24 protein-coding genes are annotated in these 25320 nt (G+C 58.3%); 23 read left to right on the forward strand and 1 reads right to left on the reverse strand.

Annotated features, from left to right (window positions below; translation table 11 throughout):
* Window positions 1-383 precede the first annotated feature (383 nt).
* The 8 genes from BQ5462_RS06170 to pyrE are packed head-to-tail and all read left to right on the forward strand — an operon-like array spanning window position 384 to window position 9899.
* The gene (locus BQ5462_RS06170; protein WP_071142505.1) at window positions 384-1340 is read left to right on the forward strand and encodes an aspartate carbamoyltransferase catalytic subunit; all 957 of its coding nucleotides are present in this window, start codon (window positions 384-386) and stop codon (window positions 1338-1340) included.
* Complete coding sequence (locus BQ5462_RS06175) at window positions 1324-2616, forward strand: dihydroorotase (protein ID WP_071142506.1); 1293 nt, start codon at window positions 1324-1326, stop codon at window positions 2614-2616. The genes BQ5462_RS06170 and BQ5462_RS06175 overlap by 17 nt, the downstream gene beginning before the upstream one ends.
* Window positions 2604-3680 carry a glutamine-hydrolyzing carbamoyl-phosphate synthase small subunit gene (carA, locus tag BQ5462_RS06180; protein WP_071142507.1) on the forward strand — a complete coding sequence of 359 codons (1077 nt, stop codon included), beginning with the start codon at window positions 2604-2606 and terminating at the stop codon, window positions 3678-3680. The genes BQ5462_RS06175 and carA overlap by 13 nt, the downstream gene beginning before the upstream one ends.
* Window positions 3681-3682: 2 nt before the next feature.
* Window positions 3683-6889 carry a carbamoyl-phosphate synthase large subunit gene (gene carB, locus BQ5462_RS06185; protein ID WP_076978295.1) on the forward strand — a complete coding sequence of 1069 codons (3207 nt, stop codon included), beginning with the start codon at window positions 3683-3685 and terminating at the stop codon, window positions 6887-6889.
* Between the two features lie 3 nt (window positions 6890-6892).
* Entirely contained in the window at window positions 6893-7663 is a 771-nt protein-coding gene (locus tag BQ5462_RS06190) for a dihydroorotate dehydrogenase electron transfer subunit (protein ID WP_071142508.1), read from the forward strand.
* On the forward strand, window positions 7657-8595 hold the full coding sequence (locus BQ5462_RS06195; RefSeq protein WP_071142509.1) for a dihydroorotate dehydrogenase: 939 nt from the start codon (window positions 7657-7659) through the stop codon (window positions 8593-8595). Before BQ5462_RS06190 ends, BQ5462_RS06195 begins: the two co-directional genes overlap by 7 nt.
* A 9-nt stretch (window positions 8596-8604) precedes the next feature.
* Window positions 8605-9330: an orotidine-5'-phosphate decarboxylase gene (pyrF, locus tag BQ5462_RS06200; RefSeq protein ID WP_071142510.1), complete on the forward strand. Its 726-nt coding sequence runs from the start codon at window positions 8605-8607 to the stop codon at window positions 9328-9330.
* Window positions 9327-9899, forward strand: a complete 573-nt coding sequence (gene pyrE / locus BQ5462_RS06205; RefSeq protein WP_071142511.1) for an orotate phosphoribosyltransferase — start codon at window positions 9327-9329, stop codon at window positions 9897-9899. Before pyrF ends, pyrE begins: the two co-directional genes overlap by 4 nt.
* A 127-nt stretch (window positions 9900-10026) precedes the next feature.
* Here pyrE and BQ5462_RS06210 read toward each other — a convergent pair whose 3' ends face one another.
* Entirely contained in the window at window positions 10027-10257 is a 231-nt protein-coding gene (locus BQ5462_RS06210; protein WP_071142512.1) for a DUF1858 domain-containing protein, read from the reverse strand.
* 261 nt (window positions 10258-10518) lie between these two features.
* Between BQ5462_RS06210 and mraZ the strand changes: the two genes are divergently transcribed.
* The 15 genes from mraZ (at window position 10519) to nrdR (ending at window position 25298) form a co-directional block, all read left to right on the forward strand.
* The gene (gene mraZ / locus BQ5462_RS06215) at window positions 10519-10944 is read left to right on the forward strand and encodes a division/cell wall cluster transcriptional repressor MraZ (protein ID WP_071142513.1); all 426 of its coding nucleotides are present in this window, start codon (window positions 10519-10521) and stop codon (window positions 10942-10944) included.
* A 38-nt stretch (window positions 10945-10982) separates the two neighbouring features.
* The gene (gene rsmH / locus BQ5462_RS06220) at window positions 10983-11912 is read left to right on the forward strand and encodes a 16S rRNA (cytosine(1402)-N(4))-methyltransferase RsmH (protein ID WP_071142514.1); all 930 of its coding nucleotides are present in this window, start codon (window positions 10983-10985) and stop codon (window positions 11910-11912) included.
* 162 nt (window positions 11913-12074) lie between these two features.
* Window positions 12075-12416, forward strand: a complete 342-nt coding sequence (locus BQ5462_RS06225) for a septum formation initiator family protein (protein ID WP_071142515.1) — start codon at window positions 12075-12077, stop codon at window positions 12414-12416.
* A gap of 166 nt (window positions 12417-12582) precedes the next feature.
* On the forward strand, window positions 12583-14076 hold the full coding sequence (locus tag BQ5462_RS06230; RefSeq protein WP_071143325.1) for a UDP-N-acetylmuramoyl-L-alanyl-D-glutamate--2,6-diaminopimelate ligase: 1494 nt from the start codon (window positions 12583-12585) through the stop codon (window positions 14074-14076).
* Window positions 14069-15451: a UDP-N-acetylmuramoyl-tripeptide--D-alanyl-D-alanine ligase gene (locus tag BQ5462_RS06235; protein WP_071142516.1), complete on the forward strand. Its 1383-nt coding sequence runs from the start codon at window positions 14069-14071 to the stop codon at window positions 15449-15451. Before BQ5462_RS06230 ends, BQ5462_RS06235 begins: the two co-directional genes overlap by 8 nt.
* A complete protein-coding gene (mraY, locus tag BQ5462_RS06240) occupies window positions 15448-16410 on the forward strand; it encodes a phospho-N-acetylmuramoyl-pentapeptide-transferase (RefSeq protein WP_071142517.1) in 963 nt (320 codons plus the stop codon). Before BQ5462_RS06235 ends, mraY begins: the two co-directional genes overlap by 4 nt.
* Window positions 16411-16518: 108 nt before the next feature.
* Window positions 16519-17889: a UDP-N-acetylmuramoyl-L-alanine--D-glutamate ligase gene (gene murD, locus BQ5462_RS06245; protein ID WP_071142518.1), complete on the forward strand. Its 1371-nt coding sequence runs from the start codon at window positions 16519-16521 to the stop codon at window positions 17887-17889.
* Window positions 17886-19004 (forward strand): undecaprenyldiphospho-muramoylpentapeptide beta-N-acetylglucosaminyltransferase, encoded by a 1119-nt coding sequence (gene murG, locus BQ5462_RS06250; protein WP_071142519.1) that lies wholly within the window; start codon window positions 17886-17888, stop codon window positions 19002-19004. The genes murD and murG overlap by 4 nt, the downstream gene beginning before the upstream one ends.
* A gap of 4 nt (window positions 19005-19008) precedes the next feature.
* Window positions 19009-20394: a UDP-N-acetylmuramate--L-alanine ligase gene (gene murC / locus BQ5462_RS06255; protein ID WP_071142520.1), complete on the forward strand. Its 1386-nt coding sequence runs from the start codon at window positions 19009-19011 to the stop codon at window positions 20392-20394.
* 2 nt (window positions 20395-20396) lie between these two features.
* Window positions 20397-21329: a D-alanine--D-alanine ligase family protein gene (locus tag BQ5462_RS06260; protein ID WP_071142521.1), complete on the forward strand. Its 933-nt coding sequence runs from the start codon at window positions 20397-20399 to the stop codon at window positions 21327-21329.
* Window position 21330: 1 nt separating this feature from the next.
* The gene (locus BQ5462_RS06265) at window positions 21331-22485 is read left to right on the forward strand and encodes a cell division protein FtsQ/DivIB (protein WP_071142522.1); all 1155 of its coding nucleotides are present in this window, start codon (window positions 21331-21333) and stop codon (window positions 22483-22485) included.
* A 13-nt stretch (window positions 22486-22498) separates the two neighbouring features.
* On the forward strand, window positions 22499-23191 hold the full coding sequence (locus tag BQ5462_RS06270; protein WP_071142523.1) for a DUF881 domain-containing protein: 693 nt from the start codon (window positions 22499-22501) through the stop codon (window positions 23189-23191).
* Window positions 23188-23514, forward strand: coding sequence for a small basic family protein (locus BQ5462_RS06275; protein WP_071142524.1), 327 nt, complete (start codon window positions 23188-23190; stop codon window positions 23512-23514). Before BQ5462_RS06270 ends, BQ5462_RS06275 begins: the two co-directional genes overlap by 4 nt.
* A gap of 175 nt (window positions 23515-23689) precedes the next feature.
* Complete coding sequence (ftsZ, locus tag BQ5462_RS06280; protein ID WP_071142525.1) at window positions 23690-24814, forward strand: cell division protein FtsZ; 1125 nt, start codon at window positions 23690-23692, stop codon at window positions 24812-24814.
* Window positions 24815-24833: 19 nt separating this feature from the next.
* Window positions 24834-25298, forward strand: a complete 465-nt coding sequence (nrdR, locus tag BQ5462_RS06285; protein WP_071142526.1) for a transcriptional regulator NrdR — start codon at window positions 24834-24836, stop codon at window positions 25296-25298.
* Window positions 25299-25320 lie beyond the last annotated feature (22 nt).

The following is a 25320-nucleotide window of genomic DNA, read 5'->3' on the forward strand; positions in this document are numbered from 1 at the left end:
TTGTGTGGCGATGGCAGAGCAGTTGTGTCCCCCTGAAAGGGGGAAAGGCCCCGCTTGCGGGTAGGGGGTCTCACACCCGATGTAAGTCTTACGTCTGATATTTGGACCCCTCCACCAGCCATTCGGCTGGTTCCCCTCCCCTTTCAGGGGAGGACAAGGGGCGGTCTGCTTCCCTTGACTTTTCCTTCCCCTCGTGCTACACTAGAAAAAACTTCAAAGAATCACCTTTTAACCTAGTCCTGTGAGACTAAGAAAGGGACTTTTATCCAGAAGCAGTTATTAGAAGCCTTCTTGTCTTAGGACGAGAAGGCTTATTTTTATTGAACGGGGGCGGCCTGGCCGGGCCCCGACCACCAACCTGATTTTCCATAGGAGGCACTAACATGACAAAGGCGGCAGTCAGCCTGTCTGGACGGGACATTTTGGATCTTTCTTCCCTGTCCGTAGAAGAATATGATCTGATCATGCGAACGGCAGCAGAGATGAAGAAGGTCATGAAACGGGACATCAAGAAGCTGCCCTCTTTGCGGGGCAAATCCATCGTGAACCTGTTCTACGAAAACAGCACCCGGACCCGAAGCTCCTTTGAGCTGGCCGGTAAATACCTGGGAGCCGATGTGATCAACCTGAATACGGGGACTTCCAGTGTGAAAAAAGGGGAGTGCCTGCGGGATACCATCCTGACCATGCAGAGTATGGCCTGCGATGCCATCGTCATGCGGCATCCGGTGGAGGGTGCCGCCAAGTATGCCGCTGACATCGCCGCACCGGTGGTGATCAACGCCGGGGACGGGGCACACGCCCATCCCACCCAGGGTCTTTTGGACATGTTCACCATCCTGGAACACGGCAAGAAGTTCAAGGGGATGAAGATGGCCATCATCGGTGATATCCTGTACAGCCGGGTGGCCCGCAGCAACATCGCAGCCTGGACCAAACTGGGCGCCGATGTGCATGTGGCCGGACCCATGACCCTGATCCCCCATGACATCCAGGCCCTGGGGGTCACGGTGGACAAACGGGTGGAAGACGCCATCGAAGGGGCCGACGTGGTGGATGTGCTCCGGATCCAGCTGGAACGGCAGGATATGGGTATGTTCCCCACCCCCCGGGAATACGCGCGGATCTACGGAGTGAACGAGGAACGGATGAAACTGGCCAAACCGGACTGCCTGGTGATGCATCCGGGTCCCATGAACCGGGGCCTGGAAATCTCCTGGGATACGGGCTACAGTGATCAGGCTGTGATCCGGGAACAGGTGACCAACGGAGTGGCTGTGCGGATGGCCGTGTTATTCTTGACGATTATGGGAGGAAAACCAGTTGAAAACGCTAATTAAGAACGGACGAGTGGTAGACCCCAGCCAGAACCTGGACGCCGTGCTGGATATCCTGGTGGAAGATGGCAAGATCGTGGAAGAAGCACCCCACATCGACGCTGCGGCCGATGAGGTGTTCGATGCTGCCGGCCTGGTGGTGGCCCCGGGCTTCATCGACCTGCACACCCATCTGCGGGAACCGGGTCTGGAAGCCAAGGAAGACCTGGTGACCGGCACCATGGCAGCGGCCCACGGCGGCATCACCCGGGTGGCCTGCATGCCCAACACCAAACCCATCGTCGATACCTCCATCGTGGTCAGCGGCATCCAGAAACGGGCCAAAGAAGAAGGCTACGTCCATGTGGAAGTGATCGGTGCCATCACGAAGGGCGAAAAGGGCCGGGAACTCAGCGAAATGGGGGACATGGCCCAGCGGGGCGTCATGGGCTTTTCCGATGACGGGCATTATGTGCAGAGCGCCACGGTGATGAACCTGGCCGCCCAGTATGTGACCGCTTTCGACAAACCCCTGATCTGCCATGATATCGACGAAGACATGAACCATGAAGGCTATATGCACGAAGGGGCCGTTTCTGCCCGCCTGGGTGTGCCCGGCATTCCCTCCATCGCGGAAGATATCTGTGTGGCCCGGGATGCGGCCATCGCCGAATACACCGGTGCCCACATCCACATTGCCCACATCGCCAGCAAAGGGGCTGTGGACATTGTCCGCAAGGCCAAGGCACGGGGTGTGAACATCACCTGCGAAGTCACGGTGCACCACCTGACCCTGACCGATGAAGCCTGCCTGGGGTACAGCACCGCAACCCGCGTGTCCCCGCCCCTGCGCAGCCGGGATCATCTGGAAGCCCTGCGGGCCGGTCTGAAGGATGGCACCATCGATGCCATCGTCACCGACCATGCACCCCATGCACCGGAAGAAAAAGATGTGGAGTTCCGATATGCACCCAACGGCTTCTGCGGCCTGGAAACCTCCGTGGGTGTGGTCCTCACCGAGCTGTACCACACCGGTGCATTCACCCTCAATGAAATCGTGGATAAAATGAGCACCAGCCCGGCACGGATCATGAACCTGCCGGCCGGCAGCCTGAAAGTTGGCAGCAATGCGGATGTGACCATCCTGGACCTGGACAGGGAATGGACGGTGGACTCCAGCAAATTCTATACCCGGGGGAAAGTGACCCCCTTTAACGGCAAGCACTGCAAGGGTATGGCAGTGGCGACCATGGTCGATGGCCAGTTTGTGATGAAAGACGGTGTAGTATGCAAAAAGTAAAAGGCAAGTTGGTATTGAAAGATGGCAGCGTCTATGAAGGAACGCTGTACAGCACCCATAAAGCCGTAGGGGAAGTGGTCTTCACCACGGGCATGACGGGCTATCAGGAAACCCTGACGGACCCCTCCTTCTGCGGTCAGATCGTCATTTTCACCTATCCCCTGATCGGCAACTACGGCTGCAATGACCTGTTCTGTCAGAGCGACCGGTGCTGCTACAAGGGATTGATCGTCAGCGAACTGTGCGATGAACCTTCCAGCTGGCGGGATGAAGGCACGGTACTGGATTTCCTGGAAAAGAACGACATCCCGGTGCTGACTGGGGTGGATACCCGGGCCATCACCCGCCGGATCCGGTCTTACGGTACCCTGCAGGGGGTGCTGGTACCGGCGGATACACCGGATGAGGAAGTGGAAAAACTGCTGGCCACCCCGGAAGAACATGACCAGGTGCAGCAGGTGACCACGAAGGAAGTCTACACCATGGGACCGGAGGACGCCCAATATTCGGTGGCCGTGCTGGACTACGGCGTGAAGCGTCACATCCTGGAATGCCTGGTGGAAAAGGGCTGCCGGCTCACCGTATTCCCGGCTGAAACCCCGGCCGAAGACGTGCTGGCCATCGATCCGGACGGCATCTTTTTGAGCAACGGCCCCGGCGATCCGGCGGACCTGACCATTGAAATCGAGAACATCAAAAAGATGATCGGCAAGAAACCCATCTTCGGCATCTGCATGGGCCATCAGGTCATGGCACTGGCCAACGGCGCCAGGACCAAGAAGATGCTGTTCGGCCACCGGGGCATCAACCAGCCGGTGCGGGACCTGGTGGATCACAAGATCTGCATCACCTCCCAGAACCACGGGTTCATGGTGGATGAGGATTCCCTGAAGGGCCTGCCCGTCGAAGTGATCAATCGTTCCCTGAACGACAATACCATCGAAGGGCTGCGCTACCTGAAGCATCCCACCTTTACCGTGCAGTACCATCCGGAAGCATCTCCGGGCCCCAGTGGCAACGGATACCTGTTTGACCGGTTCATCAAGATGATGGGAGGACACTGATTATGCCAAAGAAGGAAAATGTAAAGAAAGTCATGGTCATTGGTTCCGGCCCGATCATCATCGGTCAGGCTGCGGAATTCGACTACAGCGGTACCCAGGCCTGCCGCGCCCTGAAGGAAGAAGGGCTGGAAGTGGTGCTGGTGAACTCCAACCCGGCCACCATCATGACCGATGTGCACATTGCTGACCGGGTCTATGTGGAACCCCTGGATGTGGAATTCCTGGAAGCCATCATCGCCAAGGAACGGCCGGATTCCCTGCTGGCCACCCTGGGCGGCCAGATCGGCCTGAACCTGGCCATCGAACTGGATAAAAAAGGCATCCTGAAGAAATACAACGTCCAGCTCCTGGGCACCCAGATCCCCAGCATCATGAAGGCGGAAGACCGGGAACTGTTCAAGGAAACCATGGAAAAACTCCATCAGCCCATTCCCCAGAGCACCATTGTGGAAAGTGTGGATGCGGCCAAGGAATTCGCCCAAAAGGTGGGCTTCCCCCTGATCGTGCGTCCGGCCTATACCCTGGGTGGTACCGGCGGCGGCATCGCCCACAACATGGATCAGCTGGATGACATCACCACCAAGGGGCTGATGTACTCCCTGATCGGTCAGGCCCTGATCGAACGGTCTGTGGCCGGCTGGAAAGAAATCGAATACGAAGTGGTGCGGGACCATGAGGACAACTGCATCACCGTCTGCAACATGGAAAACATCGACCCGGTGGGGGTACATACCGGTGACTCCATCGTGGTGGCACCCTGCCAGACCCTGACGGACAGGGAAGTGCAGATGCTGCGTACCGCTGCCATCGACATCGTACGGGAACTGGGCGTGGAAGGCGCCTGCAACGTGCAGTATGCCCTGAACCCGGACAGCGAGGAATACATCGTCATCGAAGTGAACCCCCGTGTGAGCCGTTCTTCTGCCCTGGCTTCCAAAGCCACCGGTTACCCCATCGCCAAGGTGGCTGCCAAGATCGCTGCCGGTTATACCCTGGATGAAATCGAAAACGCCGTGACCCGGAAGACCTCCGCCTGCTTCGAACCCACCCTGGACTACTGCGTCATCAAGATCCCCCGCTGGCCCTTCGACAAATTCGTCAACGCCGACCATACCCTGGGTACCCAGATGAAGGCCACCGGCGAAGTGATGGCCATCGAACGGAACATCGAAGCCGGGCTGCTGAAGGCTGTCCGCTGCCTGGAAATCGGTCTGATCCATATGGATCTGCCGGAACTGCATAAACTGACCGACCAGGAAGTGTTCGACAAAGTCCGCAAGGTGGACGACGAACGGCTCTTCACCATTGCCGAAGCCTTCCGGAGAGGCATGACGGTGGACCAGGCCCACGCCATCACCAAGATCGATGAATTCTTCCTGCGGAAGATCCGGCACATCGTGGAACTGGAAACCCGGCTGAAGAGCGAAGAATTGACGCCGGAACTGATGGGTGAAGTGAAGAAGCGCGGGTTCGCCGACGAGACCATCGGCCGTCTGGTGGGGAAGACCGGCCTGGAAATCCGGGCCATCCGGAAAGAAATGGGTATTACCCCGGTGTACAAGATGGTGGATACCTGTGCCGCCGAATTCGATGCGGAAACTCCGTACTACTATTCCACCTATGGTGTGGAAGACGAAGTGGAGGACACCGACAGGAAAAAGGTCATGGTGCTGGGTTCCGGCCCCATCCGGATCGGCCAGGGCGTGGAGTTCGACTACTGCTCCGTACACTCTGTATGGGCCCTGAAGGATCTGGGATACGAAACCATCATCGTGAACAACAACCCGGAAACCGTTTCCACTGACTTCGATACGGCTGACCGTCTGTACTTCGAACCCCTGACCCTGGAAGATGTGCTGAACGTGATCGACCGGGAAAAACCGGAAGGGGTCATCGTGCAGTTCGGCGGCCAGACTGCCATCAACCTGGCAGGCCCGCTCCATGCCTGCGGTGTGAAGATCCTGGGCAGCTCCGTGGACAGCATCGACCGGGCAGAAGACCGGGAGCGGTTCGATGAACTGCTGACCCAGGTGGGCATCCCCCGTCCCAAAGGCCATACGGTATTCGACATCGACGGCGCCCTGAAAGCTGCCAACGATGTGGGCTACCCTGTAATGGTACGTCCTTCCTATGTACTGGGCGGACGGGCCATGGAAATCGTCTACAACGATGAAGAATTGAAATATTATATGAACAATGCCGTGAAGGCTTCCCACGAACACCCTGTCCTGGTGGACCATTATCTGATGGGCACCGAAGTGGAAGTGGATGCCATCTGCGACGGCAAAGAGGTGCTGATGCCGGGCATCATGGAACACATCGAACGGGCCGGGGTCCACTCCGGCGACTCCATCGCCGTGTATCCGCCCCGCACCCTCAGCGAAAATGTGATCGAACAGATCGTGGATTACACCAACAAGCTGGCCCTGGGCCTGGAAGTCCACGGCATGATCAACATCCAGTACATCGTTCGGGACGAAAAACTGTATGTGATCGAAGTGAACCCCCGGAGCAGCCGTACAGTACCGTTCCTGAGCAAGGTCACCGGCGTTTCCATGGTGGATGTGGCCACCAAGTGTGCCATGGGCGTTTCCCTGAAGGAACAGGGCTTCGAACCGGGCCTGAAACTGTTCCCGGATTACTACGCCGTCAAGGCACCGGTGTTCAGCTTCAACAAGATGACCGATGTGGATATCACCCTGGGGCCGGAAATGAAATCCACCGGCGAAGTGATGTGCATCGACCCGCAATTCCCCAGAGCGCTGTATAAGGCCTTCATCGCTGCCGGTACCCATATCCCCAAGAGCGGCGCCATCCTGATCACCGTGGCGGACCAGGACAAGGAAGAAGTGGTGCCCATCGCCGAAGGGTTCGAAGACCTGGGCTATGAACTGGTGGCCACTGCGGGAACCGCCAAATTCCTGGAAAGCAAGGGCATCCATGTGGGCCGGGTGGAAAAGGCCAGTGCCGGTACCCCCAACCTGCTGGACGACATCAAGGAAGGCCGGATCTGCATGGTGATCAATACCCTGACCCACGGCAGCGATGCCACCAGAGACGGGTTTAAGATCCGCCGTTCTACGGTGGAACACGCCATCCCCTGCCTGACCAGCCTGGATACGGCCCGGGCCCTGGGAAAGGCCATCGGGGCCATGCGGCGTCGTCACGTGGTGAGCGTGGTGGCTCTGCAGGATCTGAAATCGGAGTAAATTATGACTGCTGTATTTGAAAGCGGCACCGTGGTGGCCCAGGAAACCCTGAGCCATGACATCCGCCGCATGGAAATCCACCTGCCGAAAGTGGCGCAGACGGCCCAGCCGGGCCAGTTCGTCACCGTGCGGGTGAACCACCTCCACGAACCCCTGCTGCGCCGGCCTTTTGGTGTGGCAGGCGTGGACGTGGAAAAGGGGAATTTTTCCCTGATTTACCGGGTGGTGGGGGAAACCACCCAACTGATGGAAAACCTGGAACCGGGTGCGGAAATCAGTGTGGTGGGGCCTCTGGGCCACGGCTTCGACCTGAGTGCCAGACACGGCCTCCTGGTGGGAGGCGGCGTGGGCCTGGCTCCCCTGCACTTCCTGGCTCAGGCAGACCCGGGCCACAACATGGAAGTGATCGTGGGCGGCCGGACGAAAGCCGAAGTTTTCTGGTCCGAGCTGTTCAGGGACAAGACGGCCCGCCAGTATGAAACCACCGATGATGGTTCCTATGGAGTGAAAGGCACCGTGAACGCCGTGCTGCCGGACCTGTTGAAAACCGGTCAGTACGACTGTGTGTACGTGTGCGGTCCTTCTCCCATGATGAAGGCCGTGGTGGAAGTGGTGAAAACCTACGGGGTACCCTGCCAGGTTTCCCTGGAAAAATACATGGGCTGCGGCCTGGGCGCCTGCCTGTCCTGTTCCTGTGAAGGCCGGGGCGGCAAGCGGATGAAGATCTGCAAGGACGGCCCGGTATTCTGGAGTCAGGAGGTCGTAGAATGGTAAAACCCTATGAAGATCCGCGTCTGGCGGTGAATCTGGCCGGGATCCCCATGAAGACCCCGGTGACCACTGCCTCCGGTACCTTCGGATTCGGACTGGAGTTCACCGATTTCCTGGATCTGGACCATATCGGCGCCATCACCGTCAAGGGGACCACCCTGAAGCCCCGGCCCGGCAACAAGGGCCAGCGGCTGGTGGAGACTCCGGCCGGAGTATTGAACTGCGTGGGCCTGGAGAATCCCGGGGTGGAATTCTTCCTGAAGGAAACCCTGCCCCATCTGCGGAAAGTGACCCGCACCCCGGTGATCGTCAACATCGACGGAGACAGCGCCGAGGAATACGGCAAACTCGCCGAGCTGCTGGACGTGGACGGCGTGGACGCCATCGAGCTGAACATTTCCTGTCCCAACGTGGCCCAGGGCGGCCTGGCCTTTGGGACGGACTGCCACGAAGCCGGCAAGGTGGTGCAGGCGGCCAGGGCCCATACCCACAAGCCGGTGATCACCAAACTGTCCCCCAATGTGACGGACATTACGGAGATCGCCCGGGCCGTGGAAGCAGCCGGTACCGATGCCATCAGCCTGATCAACACCCTGGTGGGCATGAAGATCGATATCCAGAAACGGCGTCCGGTACTGGGCAATGTGGTGGGTGGTCTTTCGGGCCCTGCCGTGCGGCCGGTGGCCGTGCGCATGGTGTACCAGGTGGCCCAGGCCGTAAAGGTGCCCCTGGTGGGCATGGGCGGCATCAGCTGCTGGCAGGATGCCATCGAGTTCATCCTGGCCGGGGCTACGGCTGTGGCTGTGGGGACCTGCAACTTTACCCGGCCCGACCTGGCCGAGCAGATCAGCTTCGGCATCCAGCAGTATCTGGACGAAAATGGCGTAAAGAGCCTGGACGAACTGCGGGGGCAGGCCCTGCCCCGGAAAGCCTGAGGAGGCAGCATGGACGTAAGAGACAGACTGATCACGGCCCTGGATTACCCCACCTTTGACCAGGCAAAAGCCCTGGTGGAGGAACTGGGAGATGCCGTGACCTTTTATAAGGTAGGGATGGAACTGTTCTACGGCGCAGGCCCGGACATCATCCGCTATCTGAAAGACAGAAATAAAAAAGTGTTCCTGGATCTGAAACTCCAGGACATCCCCAATACGGTGGCCCACAGCCTGGCAGTACTGACCCGGCTGGGCGCCGACATCATGAACGTGCACGCCGTTGGCGGGCCCCGGATGATGGCTGAAGGGATGAAAGCCGTGAAGGAAGCAGCCGGGGAACTGGGCAGACCTGCTCCCAAACTGATTGCCGTCACGGTGCTCACCAGCATGGATGAGGCCCAGTGGAAACCCCTGAACTATGCCAAAACCATCGGGGAAGAGGTGCTGGATCTGGCAGCCCTGACGAAGGAAAGCGGCCTGGACGGGGTGGTTGCCTCTCCCAGAGAAGCGGCCGGCATCCGGCAGCGCTGCGGGAAAGACTTCCTGATCGTGACGCCGGGGGTGCGTCCAGCCTGGGCGGCCACCAATGACCAGAGCCGGATCGCCACTCCGGCTGCGGCCATTGCCAGCGGTTCCACCCATCTGGTGGTGGGCCGGCCCATTACCAAAGCCGAGGATAAACAGGAAGCCGTACGGAAGATCCTGGAAGAAATGGAAGGAGCCTGGAAAGAATGAACGAAAATACCGTTTTGCATATGCTGGAAGAAACCAACGCCGTGATGCACGGCCATTTTCTGCTGACCAGCGGCCTGCACAGCCCGCTGTATGTGGAAAAATTCAATGTGCTGCAGCATCCCCGCTACACGGAAGCCCTGTGCAAGGAAATCGCTGCCCGGTTCATCAACGACAACGTGGAACTGGTGGTAGGGCCCATGACCGGCGGCATCCTGCTGGCCTATGAAGTGGCCAAGAACCTGGGGACCAGATTCTTCTTCACCGAACGGGTGAACGGGAAGATGACCTTCAAACGTGGTTTTGCCATCAAACCGGGCACCCGGGTCCTGGTGGTGGAAGACATCGTGACCACCGGCGGCAGTGTACGGGAAGTGCTGGACGTGGTGAAGAGCGAAGGTGGCGTGCCTGTGGGCGTAGGCTATCTGGTGGACCGGAGCGGCGGCAAAGTGGACTTCGGTGTGCGGATGGAACCGCTGCTGCGCCTGGACGTGGAAGCCTACAAACCGGAAGAGTGCCCCCTGTGCCAAAAAGGCGAACCTTTGACCCAGCGCGGCCGGACCGGGAAATAAAAAATGAGGTGTGAAAAATACGTTTCACACCCCGTCACTAGTCACTAGTCACTAGCCGATGGAAGCCAGCTGACGCTAGCGAAAAAAAGACGCTGTGAAAAATTTCCCACAGCGTCTTTTTTATGCCTTATTTTGCTTCTTTTTTGTCGTCGCCTTCCACTTCAGCGATGCAGTCGTTGATGTCGGCGATCAGGGCATCCACGTCGATCCCATGAGCAGCGGCACCCTGGCCGATGGTTTCGAAGTTGGCAGCCATGCAGCCGATGCAGCCCAGGCCGTATTGCATGAAGATGTTGACGATTTCAGGGTGCATCTGCACCGTACCGATAATGCTGGAATCAGCAGTAACCTTTTCCATCTGAATCCTCCTCGATTACATTTAAGTTTGTATGATTCATTATAGCATAGGTTGTCAAGGATAGAAAGGGAAAAATCGCTGGGCCCAGGGGAACGGGTGTCTCTCAGGAGAGGCGAGTCCCAGGGGCTGACAGGGGGGTGTCCCCACTGTGTCTTTACTCTGACATGACCGGTTTTGTATTGCTTTTTCCCTTAAAACATTCTATAATGTTGAAAAGTGGGGAAAAGTGGTGGATTTTTGCGCGAAAGTGGGGTGACGGTCATGTTGATGGGAGAATTCGAACATGCTCTGGACAGCAAGGGCCGTCTGTTCGTCCCGGCCAAAATGAGGGAGAACCTGGGCGCATCTTTTGTTGTGACCAAAGGTGTGGACGGGTGCCTGGACGTATATCCCATGGAAGCCTGGGAGAAGCTGAAGAACAGCTTCGCCGAAAAAATGATGCCCAAACACAAAATGCGGGACGTTTCCCGGTTCATTTTCGGGGGCGCCTGCGAAGTGGAGCCCGACAAGCAGGGCCGCATCCTGCTGCCGGCCAACCTGCGTACCTATGCCCAGATCAAAGAGACCGCTCTGATCGTGGGAGTGGGGAACAAAGCCGAAATCTGGGATGCAAAACGCTATGCGGAATACACCAAGGCGGTGGAAGCCGATGTGGCGGATATGATCGAAGAACTGGAATTTGAGTGAGGGCATGGCTCTCCTGTCTCATAGAACGGGGAATTACCATGGAATTTGTCCATAAAAGTGTATTATTAGAAGAAAGTGTCCAGTGGGTGGTCACGGATCCAAAGGGGATCTATGTGGACTGCACCCTGGGGGGAGCCGGTCATTCCCATCGGATCACCCAGCTGCTGGATCCGGAAGGCATGCTCATCGGGATCGATCAGGATGAGGATGCCATTTGTGCTGCCACGGAACGGCTGAAAGACGCCCGGTGCCAGGTGAAGATCGTCCACAACAACTTCCGGAACCTGGAAACCATTCTCCGGGACCTGGGCATCGACCAGGTGGACGGGATCCTGTTCGACCTGGGGGTCTCTTCCTACCAGCTGGATACTCCGGAACGGGGGTTCTCCTATATGCATGACGGGCCCCTGGACATGCGGATGGACCAGGAGGCTGCCTTCACGGCGGCCGATGTGGTGAACCGGTATAAAGAAGAGGACCTGGCCAGTTTGATCTACAAGTATGGCGAAGAGCGCTGGAGCAAACGGATCGCCCAGTTCATCGTGGCAGCCCGGAAGGAACATCCCATTGCCACCACTGGAGAACTGGTCCACATCATCAAGGCGGCCATCCCCAAAGGGGCCCGTCAGGACGGACCCCATCCGGCCAAGCGGACGTTCCAGGCCATCCGCATCGAAGTGAACGACGAGCTGAAGATCCTGGACGCCACTATGGAAACGGCGGTGCACCACCTGAAAAGCGGCGGTCACATCGGCGTGATTACCTTCCACAGCCTGGAGGACCGGATCATCAAACGGGCTTTCAAACGGCTGCAGCGGGGCTGCATCTGCCCGCCGGAACTGCCCGTGTGTGTGTGCGGACGGAAACCGGAACTGAAGAAACTGAAGGAATTCACCCCCTCCCCGGCGGAACTGGAAGAAAACCCCCGGGCCCGCAGTGCCAGATTACGGGGTGCCGTGAAGATATAATGGCCTTGCCCGGACGGCTGTGAAAGCAGAAGCCGGGTCCCGTGGAAAAGGGCGGGAACGAAGAAGAAACAATACTGAAGGAGACGCATCATGGTGAACAGAAAAACTGGTCGACCGATGGTTTGGCCGTCTCATAGATACTATACAGAAGGTTCTGCCGCCGTGCAGGAAGAGGAAGCTCCGGCTCCCTCCCGGACGCGGCAGCGGAAGGCGGCACCGAAAAAAGCCGTGGTAAGGAAAAATATTGTGCTGCGACGGGTTGCATTTTTTGCCGGTTTGGTATTATCATTAGTATTCGTAAATGTGGCCCTGAGCGAATTGTACTTTACCCGTTCCCAGGCCCTGGTAAAGCTGAAGGGCGTGGAAGCCCAGCAGCTGGATGAGAACGAAACTTTGAAAATCGACGTGGAACGGCTGCGGAGCCCGGAACGGATCACCAGCATCGCCAAGAAAAAACTGGGCATGCAGACAGCCCGGAGCAATATTTACGTAAGAGAGAATTAGAACGTCATACGTGTCCTTCCCTGAACAGGGAGGGGGAACGGCCCAATGGGCTGGCGGAGGGGTCCGGCATCGGACGCAGGACTTGAATCGGGTGTGGCTCCCTGCCGGCGGTTCCTTTCCTCTTTCAGAAGGACACAGAAGTATGGTGTGAGAATGGGGGATGGACATGGAAAGAAAACTGAAGGAAGTGCTTTGCCAGCTGCCCGGAGCGGTGGTCACGGGGAAGGTGAATGATCAAGTCATCTGCGATTTGACCATCGATTCCCGCACCGTAGCCCCTGGCAGCCTTTTTATTTGTCTGAAGGGTGTCAATACAGATGGCCATAAATATATAGGAAAAGCTGTGGAACAGGGCGCTGCTGCCATTCTGGTGGAAGAGGATGTGGCTCCCGTGGAGGGGACTGTCCTGATCAGAGTGCCCAGCACCAACCAGGCCATGACCGGCCTGGCACCCTGGTTCTACGATTATCCGGCCCGGAAGATGCGCATGGTGGGTGTAACTGGCACCAACGGAAAGACCACCACCACCAACATCCTGCGGACCCTGCTGACCCGTACGGGCCACAAGGTGGGGCTCATCGGCACCATCAATGTGATGATCGGGGACGATGTGCGCAAGAGCCACAATACCACCCCGGATGTGGTGGACCTGCAGAAGATCCTGTACGAAATGGTGGAGGCCCACTGTGACACCTGTGTCATGGAAGTGTCCTCCCACGCCCTGGCCCTGCGCCGGGTGGCTGGCATCGAATACGACACCGCCGTACTGACCAACATCACCCAGGACCACCTGGATTTCCACAAGACCATGGAAAACTACCGGGAGGCCAAGGCCCTGCTGTTCACCCATCTCCACGAAGGGGTGAAACCCAACAAGACGGCTATCTTCAATGCGGATGACCCCAGCTCGGCCCTCATCATGCCCCGGGTGAAGACGAAGATCATGACCTACGGCAAGGGAAAGGACAACGATGTGTATCCGCTGACCTTCCACGTGGCCGCCACCCATATGGAACTGAACCTCCATACGCCGGTGGGTGAAATGGATCTGAAACTACACATCACCGGAGAATTCAATGTATACAATGTGATGGGCACCATCTGTGCAGCCGTGGCCGAAGGCCTGTCGAAGGATGAAATCATCCGGGGACTGGACGATTTCGGCGGCGTGCCCGGCCGGTTCCAGCTGATTCATGCAGGCCAGCCTTTTACGGTGGTGGTGGACTATGCCCATACCCCGGACGGCCTGGAAAACGTGCTGAAGACGGCCCGCCAGATCACCAGGGGAAAATTGTGGGTGATTTTCGGCGCCGGCGGGGACCGGGACCGGACCAAACGGCCCATCATGGGCAAGATTGCCCTGGACCTGGCTGACAAGCTCATCGTGACCAGCGACAATCCCCGGTCGGAAGATCCGGAAGCCATCATCAAAGACATCGAGGAAGGCCTGGTGGATCCCCCTGCCGATAAGGAAATCCACAAGATCAGCGACCGGCGGGAAGCCATTGAATTCGCCATGGCCCATGCCAGACCTGACGATGTGGTGATGATTGCCGGCAAAGGCCATGAAGACTATCAGATTTTGAAAGACCGCACCATCCATTTTTCTGATGCAGAAGTGGTACGGGACTATTTTCAGAAGGGGAAGACCCATGCTTAAGCTTTCTATGATTTGCAAGGCACTGTCGGTGGAATCCGCCCTGCCCCAAGATACTGGATTCACGGACGTGATCACGGACTCCCGGGCCCTGGTGCCCGGCTGTCTGTTCCTGGCCCTGGTGGGCGAAAAATTCGACGGCCATGGATTTGTGGCCAGAGCCCTGGCGGAGGGGGCCGCAGCTGCGGTGGTTTCCCGGGTGCCGGAAGGGGTGGATCCGGACAAGTGCCTGGTGGTACCCGATACCCTGAAGGCCTACCAGCAGATTGCCACGGCCTGGCGGCTGGCCCAGAAGGACCTGACCGTCATTGCCATCACCGGCAGCAACGGCAAGACCTCCACCAAGGACTGCATTGCCGCCGTGCTGGGGGAAAAGTACCGGGTCATCAAGACCCAGGCCAACTTCAACAACGAAATCGGCCTGCCCAAGACCCTGCTGACCATCCGTCCGGATACAGAAATGGCCGTGGTGGAAATGGGCATGCGGGGCCTGGGGCAGATCCGGGCCATGAAGCACATTGCCTATCCCGATGGGGCGGTGATCACCAATGTGGGGGATACCCATCTGGAACTGCTGGGCAGCCTGGAGAACATCGCCAAAGCCAAAAGTGAGATCCTGGAAGATTTCACCCCGAAGAACCATGCCTTTCTGAACGGGGATGATCCCCGGGTTTCGGTGATGAAGACCGGTGCCACGGTCCACTTCTATGGAATCGACAGCGATGCGGATGTAAAAGCCATCCAGATCAAAGCCGACGGCCTCAGCACCACCTTTACCTACCGGAGCCGGATTACCGGCAATACACAGACGGTGAAACTGCCGCTCCTGGGCCGGCACAATGTGATGAACGCCCTGGCGGCCGTGGCGGTGGGCGAAGTATACGGCGTTTCCGACCAGGCCATCGCCCATGGGCTGGAGAACCTGAAGATGACCGGTATGCGCCAGGAAATCCTGCATTTCGGCGATGTGACCGTAATCAACGACGCTTATAACGCCAGCCCGGCTTCCATGGAAGTGGGACTCCGGACCCTGGCCGATGTGGTGAAGAACCAGGGACGGGGCCGGGCCATTGCCGTCCTGGCAGATATGCTGGAACTGGGGGCCCACTCTCAGAGCGGCCATGCCCAGGTGGGTCGCTGGTGCGGCGAAGACGGGGTGGATGCCCTGATCTGTTACGGACCGGAAAGCCGCTATACGGCAGAAGAAGCGAAAAAAGCGGGCGTGCCCGTGGAATATGTGGAAAATAAAGAGGCGGCGGCCCGGGCCCTGGAAGCCCTGGTCCAGCCCGGTGACGTGGTGCTGCTGAAGGGCTCCCACGGCATGGAAGTATTCAAACTGATCGACCTGGTGTTCCGGAAAGAAGGGAAAGCACAATGAGCGGATTCGGTATCCTGCTGACTTCCTTCGTGCTGACGGCCGTGATCGGACGGTTCCTGCTGCCCCTGCTGCACAAATGGCATTTCGGCCAGAGCATCCGGGAATGCGGTCCCAAGGAACACCTGAAAAAGAACGGGACGCCCACCATGGGAGGCCTGATGATGATCGGAGCGGCCATCCTTTCCAGTCTGCTGTGGATCCCTCTGGATTCCCGGATCGTGGTGGCCCTGTGGCTGTTCGTGGGCTACGGGATCATCGGTTTCATCGATGACGGTCTGAAGATCTTCTTCAAACGGAACCTGGGGCTCACCTCCAAACAGAAGATGGCCCTGCAGATCCTGGTGGCGGCGGTCTATCTGCTGTACCCGGGGGATGTGACTGTATACAGCACCAATATCTGGGTGCCGTTCTTCAATGTGACCATCCATATGAGCCATGCCGTGTACGCGGTGTTCATCCTGCTGCTGCTGGTGGGCACCACCAATGCAGTGAATCTGACGGACGGACTGGACGGCCTGGCTGCCACGGTGACCCTGCCGGTGATGCTGGCCTTTGCCTATATCGGCTACCAGAGCCATCTGCAGCCGGAAGCCCTGTTCGCCCTGTCCATCGCAGGGTGCTGCCTGGGCTTTCTGATCTACAACCACCATCCGGCCAAATGCTTCATGGGGGACACCGGTTCCCTGGCTCTGGGGGGTGCTGTGGCCGCTGTGGCCATCGGAACCCATACGGAGCTGCTCCTGGTGATCATCGGGGGCATCTACGTGCTGGAGGCTCTGTCCGTGATGCTGCAGGTGGGATATTTCAAACTCACCCACGGCAAGCGGATCTTCCGCATGGCACCCCTGCACCATCATTTTGAACTGGGGGGCCTGAAAGAGGTGGAAGTGGTGAAGCGCTTCGCTCTGGCCAGCTGTGTGTTCAGCCTGGTGGGTGTGGGGCTGTATTTGATGAGATAAAAGATAGTGACCAGTGGGCAGTGGGTGGTGGATCGTGGAAAAACTACTACGGATCACCAGCCACTGGCCACTTAAAAAGTTGGAATAACCAAATGGGGGGCAGATACCATGAGTGACAAAAAAATTTTTGTGTATGGCGCCGGTATCAGTGGCCAGGGGGTTTCTGAAGTCCTGGCAGAACGCGGCGACAAGGTGATCTTATACAACGACGACAAAAAGGAGCTGGACCCGGCCTGGCTGAAAGGCTTTGCAACCCGGGGCGGCCAGTACGTGTGCGGGGAAGATCCGGAACCGTATCTGGAGCAATGCCACCTGTTCATCATTTCTCCGGGCATTCCCTTCACCACGGAAACGGTGAAGAAGGCCCGGGCCCTGGATATGGAAATCATTGCGGAAGCGGAACAGGCCAGCCGGATGTACAAGGGCCACTGGTGCGCTGTAACCGGCAGCAACGGCAAGACCACCACCACCACCCTGCTGGGTGAGATGCTGGCCACCCTGCCGGTGAAGACCACGGTGGCCGGGAACATCGGCTTTGCCCTGAGCAAGGAACTGCAGGACCTGGACGAAAATTCCTGGGTGGCGGCGGAGCTGTCCAGCTTCCAGCTGGAAGGCACCACCAGCCTGGCCCCTGATGTGGCCTGCATCGTGAACATCACGCCGGACCATTTCGAACGGCACGGTGACATGGCCGGCTACGTCGCCGCCAAATCCAAGATCTTTGCCTTCCAGACTCCCGATGATATCCTGATCCTGAATGCGGATGATCCTGTGTCCAGCGGTCTGGGCAAAAATGCCAGAAGCCGGGTGATCTACTTCAGCACGAAAAAGGTCCTGCCGGAAGGCGGGTACATCGAAGACGGCTGGTTCGTACTGAACGTGGACGGCAAAAAGGAACAGATCTGCAGGGTATCCGATCTGCAGATCTTCGGCGCCCACAACGAACAGGACGTGCTGGCTGCCTGCCTGAGTGCCTTCTTCGCCGGGGTCACTCCCGAGAACATGGCCCGGGTGCTGAAAGCCTTCAAGGGCGTGGAACACCGGCTGGAATACGTGACCACCATCCATGGAGTAAAGTATTACAACGATTCCAAGGCCACCAATACCGACTCTGCCATCAAGGCCCTGGAAGCCTTCAAGGACGGCCATGTGATCCTGCTGGCCGGGGGCCACGACAAGATGACCGGGCTGGATGACCTGATGGAGACCATCAAAGCCAAAACCGATGCCCTGATCCTTCTGGGAGAAGCCCGGCACCGGTTCTATGAAGCAGCCAGAGCCCACGGGGTGCAGAACATCATCATGATCGACGGCAGCTTCGAGGATGCGGTCCGCAGGGCCTACAACATTGCCAAGGCTCCCCAGGTGGTGCTGCTCTCTCCGGCCTGCTCCTCTTATGACATGTTCGCCAACTTCCCGGAACGGGGCCGGGTATTCAAACAGATCGTGAACGATCTGGCTAAGGAGGCAGAAGCGTGAAAGTCGTATTGTCCGGCGGGGGCACCGGCGGCCACATCTATCCGGCACTGACCATTGCCGGGGCACTGCGGCAGCTGGACCCTGACTGTGAAATCACATTTGTGGGAACCCGGAAGGGACTGGAAAAGGACATCATCCCCCGGTATGGGTATCCCCTGGAATTCATCGATGTAGCCGGGTTCGAACGGCACCTGGGCCTGGGTACCCTGAAAAGTGCCGGCAAACTGCTGCTGGGGATGAAAGAAGCCTACAGCCTGCTGAACCGGCTGGATCCCGACCTGGTGATCGGCACCGGCGGCTACGTGTGCGGTCCGATCCTGTTCTGGGCGGCCATGAAACGGGTGCCCTGCTGCATCCAGGAACAGAACGCCATGCCCGGCGTGACCAACAAGATCTTGTCCCGCTTTGTGGATGAGGTATTCCTGGGCTACCAGGAAGGGGCCAGATATTTTGCGTCCCATGCCAGGAAGATCTACACCGGCAACCCGGTCCGCCGGGAAATCCTGGAAGCCACCCGGCAGCAGGGAATCCAGAAATTCAACCTGAATCCCAACCTGACCACCCTGCTGGTGTTCGGGGGCAGCCGAGGAGCCCGGACCATCAACCAGGCCATGATCCCGGTGGAACAGAAACTGGCGGGCCATCCCAACATCCAGATTCTCCATGCCACCGGTACGGTGGGCTATGAAAAGCATGTGGAAGCCCTGGGAGAGGATGCCCTCCATGCACCCAACATCCATGTGGTGCCATACCTGCATGATATGCCTCTGGCCCTGGCGGCGGCCGACATCGCCGTTTCCCGGGCCGGGGCCATCGGACTGGCGGAACTGATGGTCAAGGGAATCCCGTCCATCCTGGTGCCCTATCCCTATGCGACGGCCAACCATCAGGAATACAATGCACGGGCCCTGGCCGCCAAAGGGGCGTCCATCGTGGTGCTGGACAGGGAACTGACCGGTGACTGGCTGCTCAATGAAGTGGAAAAGCTGATGAAGGAGCCGGAACGGCTGGAGACCATGCACCGCAGCGCTCTGCGGGCCGCCATGCCCCAGGCAGCCGATACCATCGCCCGGGAGGCCATGGCACTGGTAGAACGGAACAAACAGGAGGATTAGAACATTGGTTGATTTGGATCAAATCAAGAATATACATTTCATCGGCATCGGCGGGGCCGGCATGAGCGCCCTGGCCTACGTGCTGATCAAGCGGGGCTACCATGTGTCCGGCAGCGATGCCAAACCCGGCTACATGGCCACCAAGCTGGCCAAGGAAGGGGCCCTGGTTTTCATCGGCCACGCTGCCTGTCAGATCGAACGGGCTGAAGTGGTGGTGATCTCCACCGCCATCCATCCCGACAATCCGGAACTGGTGGAAGCCAAGCGGCGTCAGGTGCCTGTCATCCACCGCAGCGATGTGCTGGCATATCTGATGAACAAACACAAGGGCATTGCCGTAGCCGGGGCTCACGGCAAGACCACCACCAGCTCCATGCTCAGCTGCATCACCTATGACTGCGGCATGGATCCCACCATCGTGGTGGGGGGCATCGTGAACAACCTGGGCTCCAACGCCCGCAACGGGAAAAGCGACTATGTGGTGGCAGAAGCCGATGAAAGCGATGGCTCCTTCCTGAAATTCCATCCCTATATCGCTGTGGTGACCAACGTGGAAGACGATCACCTGGACCATTACGGCAGCCAGGAGAACATCCAGAAGGCTTTTGCCCAGTTCGTTTCCCAGATCAAGGACCAGGGCTGTGCCGTACTGTGCTACGACAACGCCCGGGTGCGCACCATCGGGGAACATACGGACAAACGGGTGATCAGCTACGGTATCGACAGCAGGGATGCGGACTATCGGGCGGAAAACATCGTATACGGAACCGACGGTACCCATTTCGACGTGCTGTACAAGGGGGAGAACCTTGGCCGGGGCCATCTGATCGTACCGGGCCGTCACAATGTGCTCAATGCCCTGGGCGCCATCGCCGCCAGCCGTGAACTGGGCCTGGAAACCAAAGACATCCTGGCCTCCCTGGAAAAATTCAGCGGAGCCAAGCGCCGGTTCGAGACCAAGGGCAAGGTGAACGGTGTCTGGGTGGTGGACGACTACGCCCATCATCCCACGGAAATCGAAGCGACCTTGAAGGCTGCCCGGCAGACCAGCCCCCAGCGGCTGATCGTGGTGTTCCAGCCCCATCGCTACACCCGCACCCAGCTGCTGCTGGACGAATTCGCCGTGGCTTTCAAGGATGCGGACCAGCTGATCGTCACCGATATCTATGCCGCCAGCGAGGATCCCATCCCCGGTGTCACCGGCAAGCTGCTGGCGGACAAAGTCCGGGAAACCACCGGCCAGCAGGTGGAATACCTGCCCGACCAGCCCACCATCCTGGACAAACTGGAACATGAAGCCCAGTCCGGTGATCTGATCATGACCATCGGGGCCGGGGATATCGTCAAACTGGGTGAGCACCTGGTACAGGCTTTGGAACGGAGGAATTGAGAATGGATAAGAACGATCGTATTGCAGTGGTGATGGGGGGCCCCTCCAAAGAACGGGAAGTTTCCCTCAATACCGGGAACGCCATCTTGAATGCCCTGAAAGAAAAGGGCTATGATGCCGTAGCCATCGACCTGGATCCGGAACACATCATGGAGCAGCTGAAAGCCTCCGGCGCCAAAGTGGTCTTCAACGCCGTCCACGGCCTGTACGGAGAAGACGGCCGGCTGCAGAGCGTGCTGGAAATGCTGCACATCCCCTATACGGGCAGCGGCGTCCTGGCCAGCGCCCTGGCCATGGACAAGTTCTATACCAAGCACCTGTTCCAGAACAACCATGTGCCCACCGCCAAATGTACCTTCATCGACAGGAACCTGGACAAAGATCCCAAAGCCAAAATCCTGAAGGAAATCGGCATTCCCTGCGTGGTGAAACCGGCCACCCAGGGCTCCAGCATCGGCGTGGTGATCGTCAAAGACGAAAAACAACTGGATGATGCCCTGAAGGAATCCTTCAAATACGGTGACCGGGTGCTGTGTGAAGCCTTCTTCACCGGTAAGGAAGTGGCTGCCGGGGTGATGTCCGATGAAGAGGGACGGGCTGTGCCCATGCCTCTGGTGCTCATCGAACCCCATGTGAACTTCTACGATTTCCACAACAAGTACACCAAGGGTGCCACCACCTACACCTGTCCGGCTCCTTTCGATGCAGAGACCACAGAGCGGCTGCAGAAGATTGCCGTGGCCGCCTACACGGCTCTGGGCTGCAGCGGTGTGGCCCGTACGGATTTGATGCTGGCAGAGGACGGCGAATGCATCGCTCTGGAAGTGAATACCATCCCGGGCATGACGGCCACCAGCCTGATCCCCAAAGCAGCAGCTGCCATGGGCATTTCCTTCCCGGATCTGTGCGAAAAGATCCTGAAGACGGCTCACTGAGATGAACAGGCCCAAATGGCTCCGGCCCCGGGTCGGGCAGAACCGGCGCCGGCCGGCCAGTAAGGACGCAGAGATCCGCCGGGAGGAAGAACTGCGCCAGGCACAGCGGGAAAGCGCGGCTCTGGAGCCCGGCGGCCGCCGCAGCTTCCGGCAGGACCGCAGCTTCCGGCAGGAAATGCGGGCGGCCCGGCTGCGCCAGGAAGAGGCCCGGAAAAGGGCAGAAGAAGAAGCCAGTGCCCGGCGCAAGGTCCGTCTGGAAGCCCAGGCCTACATCAACGGCCAGGCGGACAGCCCGGAACCGGGAACGGAAACGGACAGTCCGCTGGAAGAGGCCCGTAGGGCCCGGCTCCAGCGGCAGCGGAACCGCCGGCTGGGACGGAAGAGGACCCCGGAACCGGAACAGGGGACTCCGGAGGGTGGACGGAGCCGCCGCCGGAAACCGAAGCGCCGGCTGAACAGGGCGAAAGTGGCCCTCCTGGTGGCCAGCGCCGCTCTGCTCATTGCTTCCTACGTGCTGCTGCACCAGCCCTGGCTGGCCTTCGGGCAGCTGCAGGTGGTGGGCGACACCGCCGTGACCCTGGACGAAGTGAAGGAGATGGGGGATGCGTCCGAGCCCCTCAATATCTTCAACCTGAACCGGAAAAAACTGCTCAGCAGCCTGCGCAGCGATTACCGGGTGGAAAAAGCTGAGCTGTCCCTGGGATGGCCCAACATCCTGAAAGTGGTGATCACGGACCGGAAGCCGGCCCTGTACGTGGCCATGGAAGGCGGCCAGTATGCCAAAGTGGATCCCACCGGCCACATCATCGGGCTGGCGGACGGCATCACCGGCGGGGATGCGCCATTTGTGTCCGGCTGGCACATCAGCCAGGCGGAACTGGGGGATGTCACCGAAGATGAGGAAATCCAGGGCATCCTGAAGTTCCTGGGCCAGCTGGATGGGGACCTGAAGCAGCGGATCAACGAGATCCATGTGGACGACAGCCAGAGCATCCGCATCTACCTGTACAACGGCATCCCGGTGATCCTGGGCACGCCTGACAATGCCCTGGCCAAGCTGAAGACCTTCAAGGCCATCTGCCAGGAGCTGGAAACGAAAAAGATCAAAGCCCAGTATATCGACCTGACCTACGAGAAACCCTATATCAAACTGTAATAAGGAGAGGACCATGGTCTGTCACAGCACGAAAGAGAAGTTCTTCATGTTCCTGGTGTGCCTGATTGTGGGAACCATGATTTCCAGCCAGTTCCGCAGTGCAGAACACGCCCGGCAGAGCGTGAACCAGCAGCGGGCGGAAGATCTGGCGGAAAAACTGAAGAACGCACAGAAAGAGAACAAGGAGCTGTCCAATAAACTGGAAGAGCTGGAAGTCCAGGGGGCGGGCGGGGATTCCAAGGTCCTGAACGATCTGAAGATCAAGGCCGGTGAAGTTCCCCTGACCGGGCCCGGCGTGATTGTCACGGTGGACGACAGCCAGGTGAAACCCAAGAACGGGGAGAACCCCAATCTGTATGTGATCCACGACGATGATCTGCTGCGGCTGCTCAATGAACTGCGGGCCGCCGGGGCGGAAGCCATCGCCCTGAACAGGGAGCGGCTGCTGGATGTTTCTGAAGTCCGCTGTGCCGGACCCACTGTTTCCGTGAATAACACCCGGTTCACCCCGCCCTACGAAATCCGGGCCATCGGTGATCCCAAAACCCTGGAAAGTGCCCTCCGGCTGCGGGGCGGCGTGGTGGAAACCCTGAAGTTCTGGGGCATCACGGTGAACGTGAAACGCAGCGACAAGGTGAAGGTGCCTGCCTTCAAGGGCACCCGGCATTTTGAATATGCCAGACCGGAAGAAGGGGGCCAGCAATGATTTATGCACTCATTGGATTGGCGGCCGGCATCGCACTGGGAGCGTATCTGCCGGTGGTGCCGCCCGGATACAGCAAGCTGGTGGCCGTGGCCTTCATGGCCTGCCTGGATTCCGCCTTCGGGGGATACCGGTCCAGCCTGGAAAAGCACTTCAACTACAAGATCTTCGTCAGCGGCTTCTTTGCCAATGGGATCTTTGCCGCGGTGCTGTGCTATTTCGGGCTGAAACTGGGCATCGACCTGTATTACGTGGCCCTGATCGCCTTCGGACTCAGGATCTTCAACAACATCGCCATCATCCGGCGGCTGCTCATGAGGATGTAGGGGATCCTGCCGGTCACTGGCCACAGGCCGCCGGCAGGGGATTCCCTGGAGAAAAGTTGTAAAAATTTCCGTAAAATAGGATGAAATATTCGCGGTGAAATGGTATACTAAGTTATACGAGTGTAAATAAGAGGTTTTTGATCTTATCACACAATAGATGAGGAGGACCAGCAATATGTTCGAGGCAGACAACAAAGATACGACGTTGGAACAGCCCCTGGAAAAAATCAAAGTCATTGGCGTCGGTGGCGGCGGTAACAATGCAGTTGACCGCATGATCGAAGCCGGACTGCAGGGTGTTGAATTCATCGCCGTGAACTGCGATGCGCAGCAACTGAAAAAATCCAGCGCCCCCACCAAGATCCAGATCGGTGAGGACGAAACCAGAGGCCTGGGTGCAGGGGCCAACCCTGAAGTGGGTGAAAAATCTGCAGAAGAATCCAAGGATGTCCTGGCTGAAGCCGTCAAGGGCGCAGACATGGTGTTCATTACCGCTGGTATGGGTGGTGGTACCGGTACCGGTGCTGCCCATGTGGTGGCCGAAATGGCCAAACAGGCTGGCGCTCTGACGGTGGGCGTTGTGACGAAACCCTTCTCCTTCGAAGGCCGTCGCCGTTTCAATGTGGCCGAACAGGGCATTGCGAACCTGAAAGCCAAGGTGGATGCGCTGATCACCATCCCCAATGACCGTCTGCTGCAGGTTGTGGACAAACGGACTTCCATGAAGGACGCTTTCAAACTGGCCGACGAAGTGCTGCGTCAGGGCGTGCAGGGTATCTCTGATCTGATCAGTGTGCCCGGCCTGATCAATGTGGACTTCAACGACGTGAAGGCGGTTATGACCAACGCCGGTTCTGCCATGATGGGTATCGGCACTGCCAAAGGGGACGAAGGCGCTGCGGCCGCTGCCGAAAATGCTGTAAAGAGCCCGCTGCTGGATTCCACCATCGAAGGTGCCAAGGGCGTGCTGCTGAACATCACCGGCGGCCCCAACCTGAGCCTGATGGATGTGAACGAAGCCAGCAAGATCATCACCGATGTGGTGGACCCCGATGCCATCATCATCTTCGGTGCCAACATCGACGAAAACATGGAAGACGAAATCCGTGTCACCGTAATCGCTACCGGTGTGGATGACGGCAAGACCCAGGCCAACCCGGGCCCCAAACCGTCTTCCTTTGTGAAGCCTGAAACCAGCACCAGCCGTCTGACCAAGGCCGCTGAAACCGCTGCCAGCTCCAAGGTGAGCAGCTTCACCAATCCCACTTCGGAGATTCCGCCCTGGATCCGCAACAAATAAGGAACTGGGGGTGTAGGTTATGAAATGTCCATTTTGTGGCAGCGAAGATAGCCGAGTCATCGATTCCCGTTCCGTTGAAGAGGGGGCGTCCATCCGGCGTCGAAGAGAATGTCCCCATTGTGGACGGCGTTTCACGACTTACGAAAAATATGAACAGATTCCGCTCCTGGTCATCAAACGGGATGGCCGGCGGGAAATGTTCGACAGCAAGAAAATCCTGGCTGGACTGCTGCGGGCCTTTGAAAAACGGCCCTTCACCTACGAACAGATCCAGAGCCTGACCAACCAGATCGAAAACGAGATCAGGGCCTCCGGTGAAAACGAAGTGAAAAGTACCCGGATCGGCGAGGTGGTCATGGCCCATCTGGAAAAGATCGACCAGATCGCCTATGTGCGGTTCGCCTCGGTGTACCGCCAGTTCGCTGATGTGAACAGCTTCATGCAGGAAATCCAGAATATGCTGGACAAAGGAAAACAAAAATAAGCAAAAAAATAAGACTGTCGTA

This window comes from Acidaminococcus timonensis (genome assembly GCF_900106585.1).
GTDB lineage: Bacteria > Bacillota > Negativicutes > Acidaminococcales > Acidaminococcaceae > Acidaminococcus > Acidaminococcus timonensis.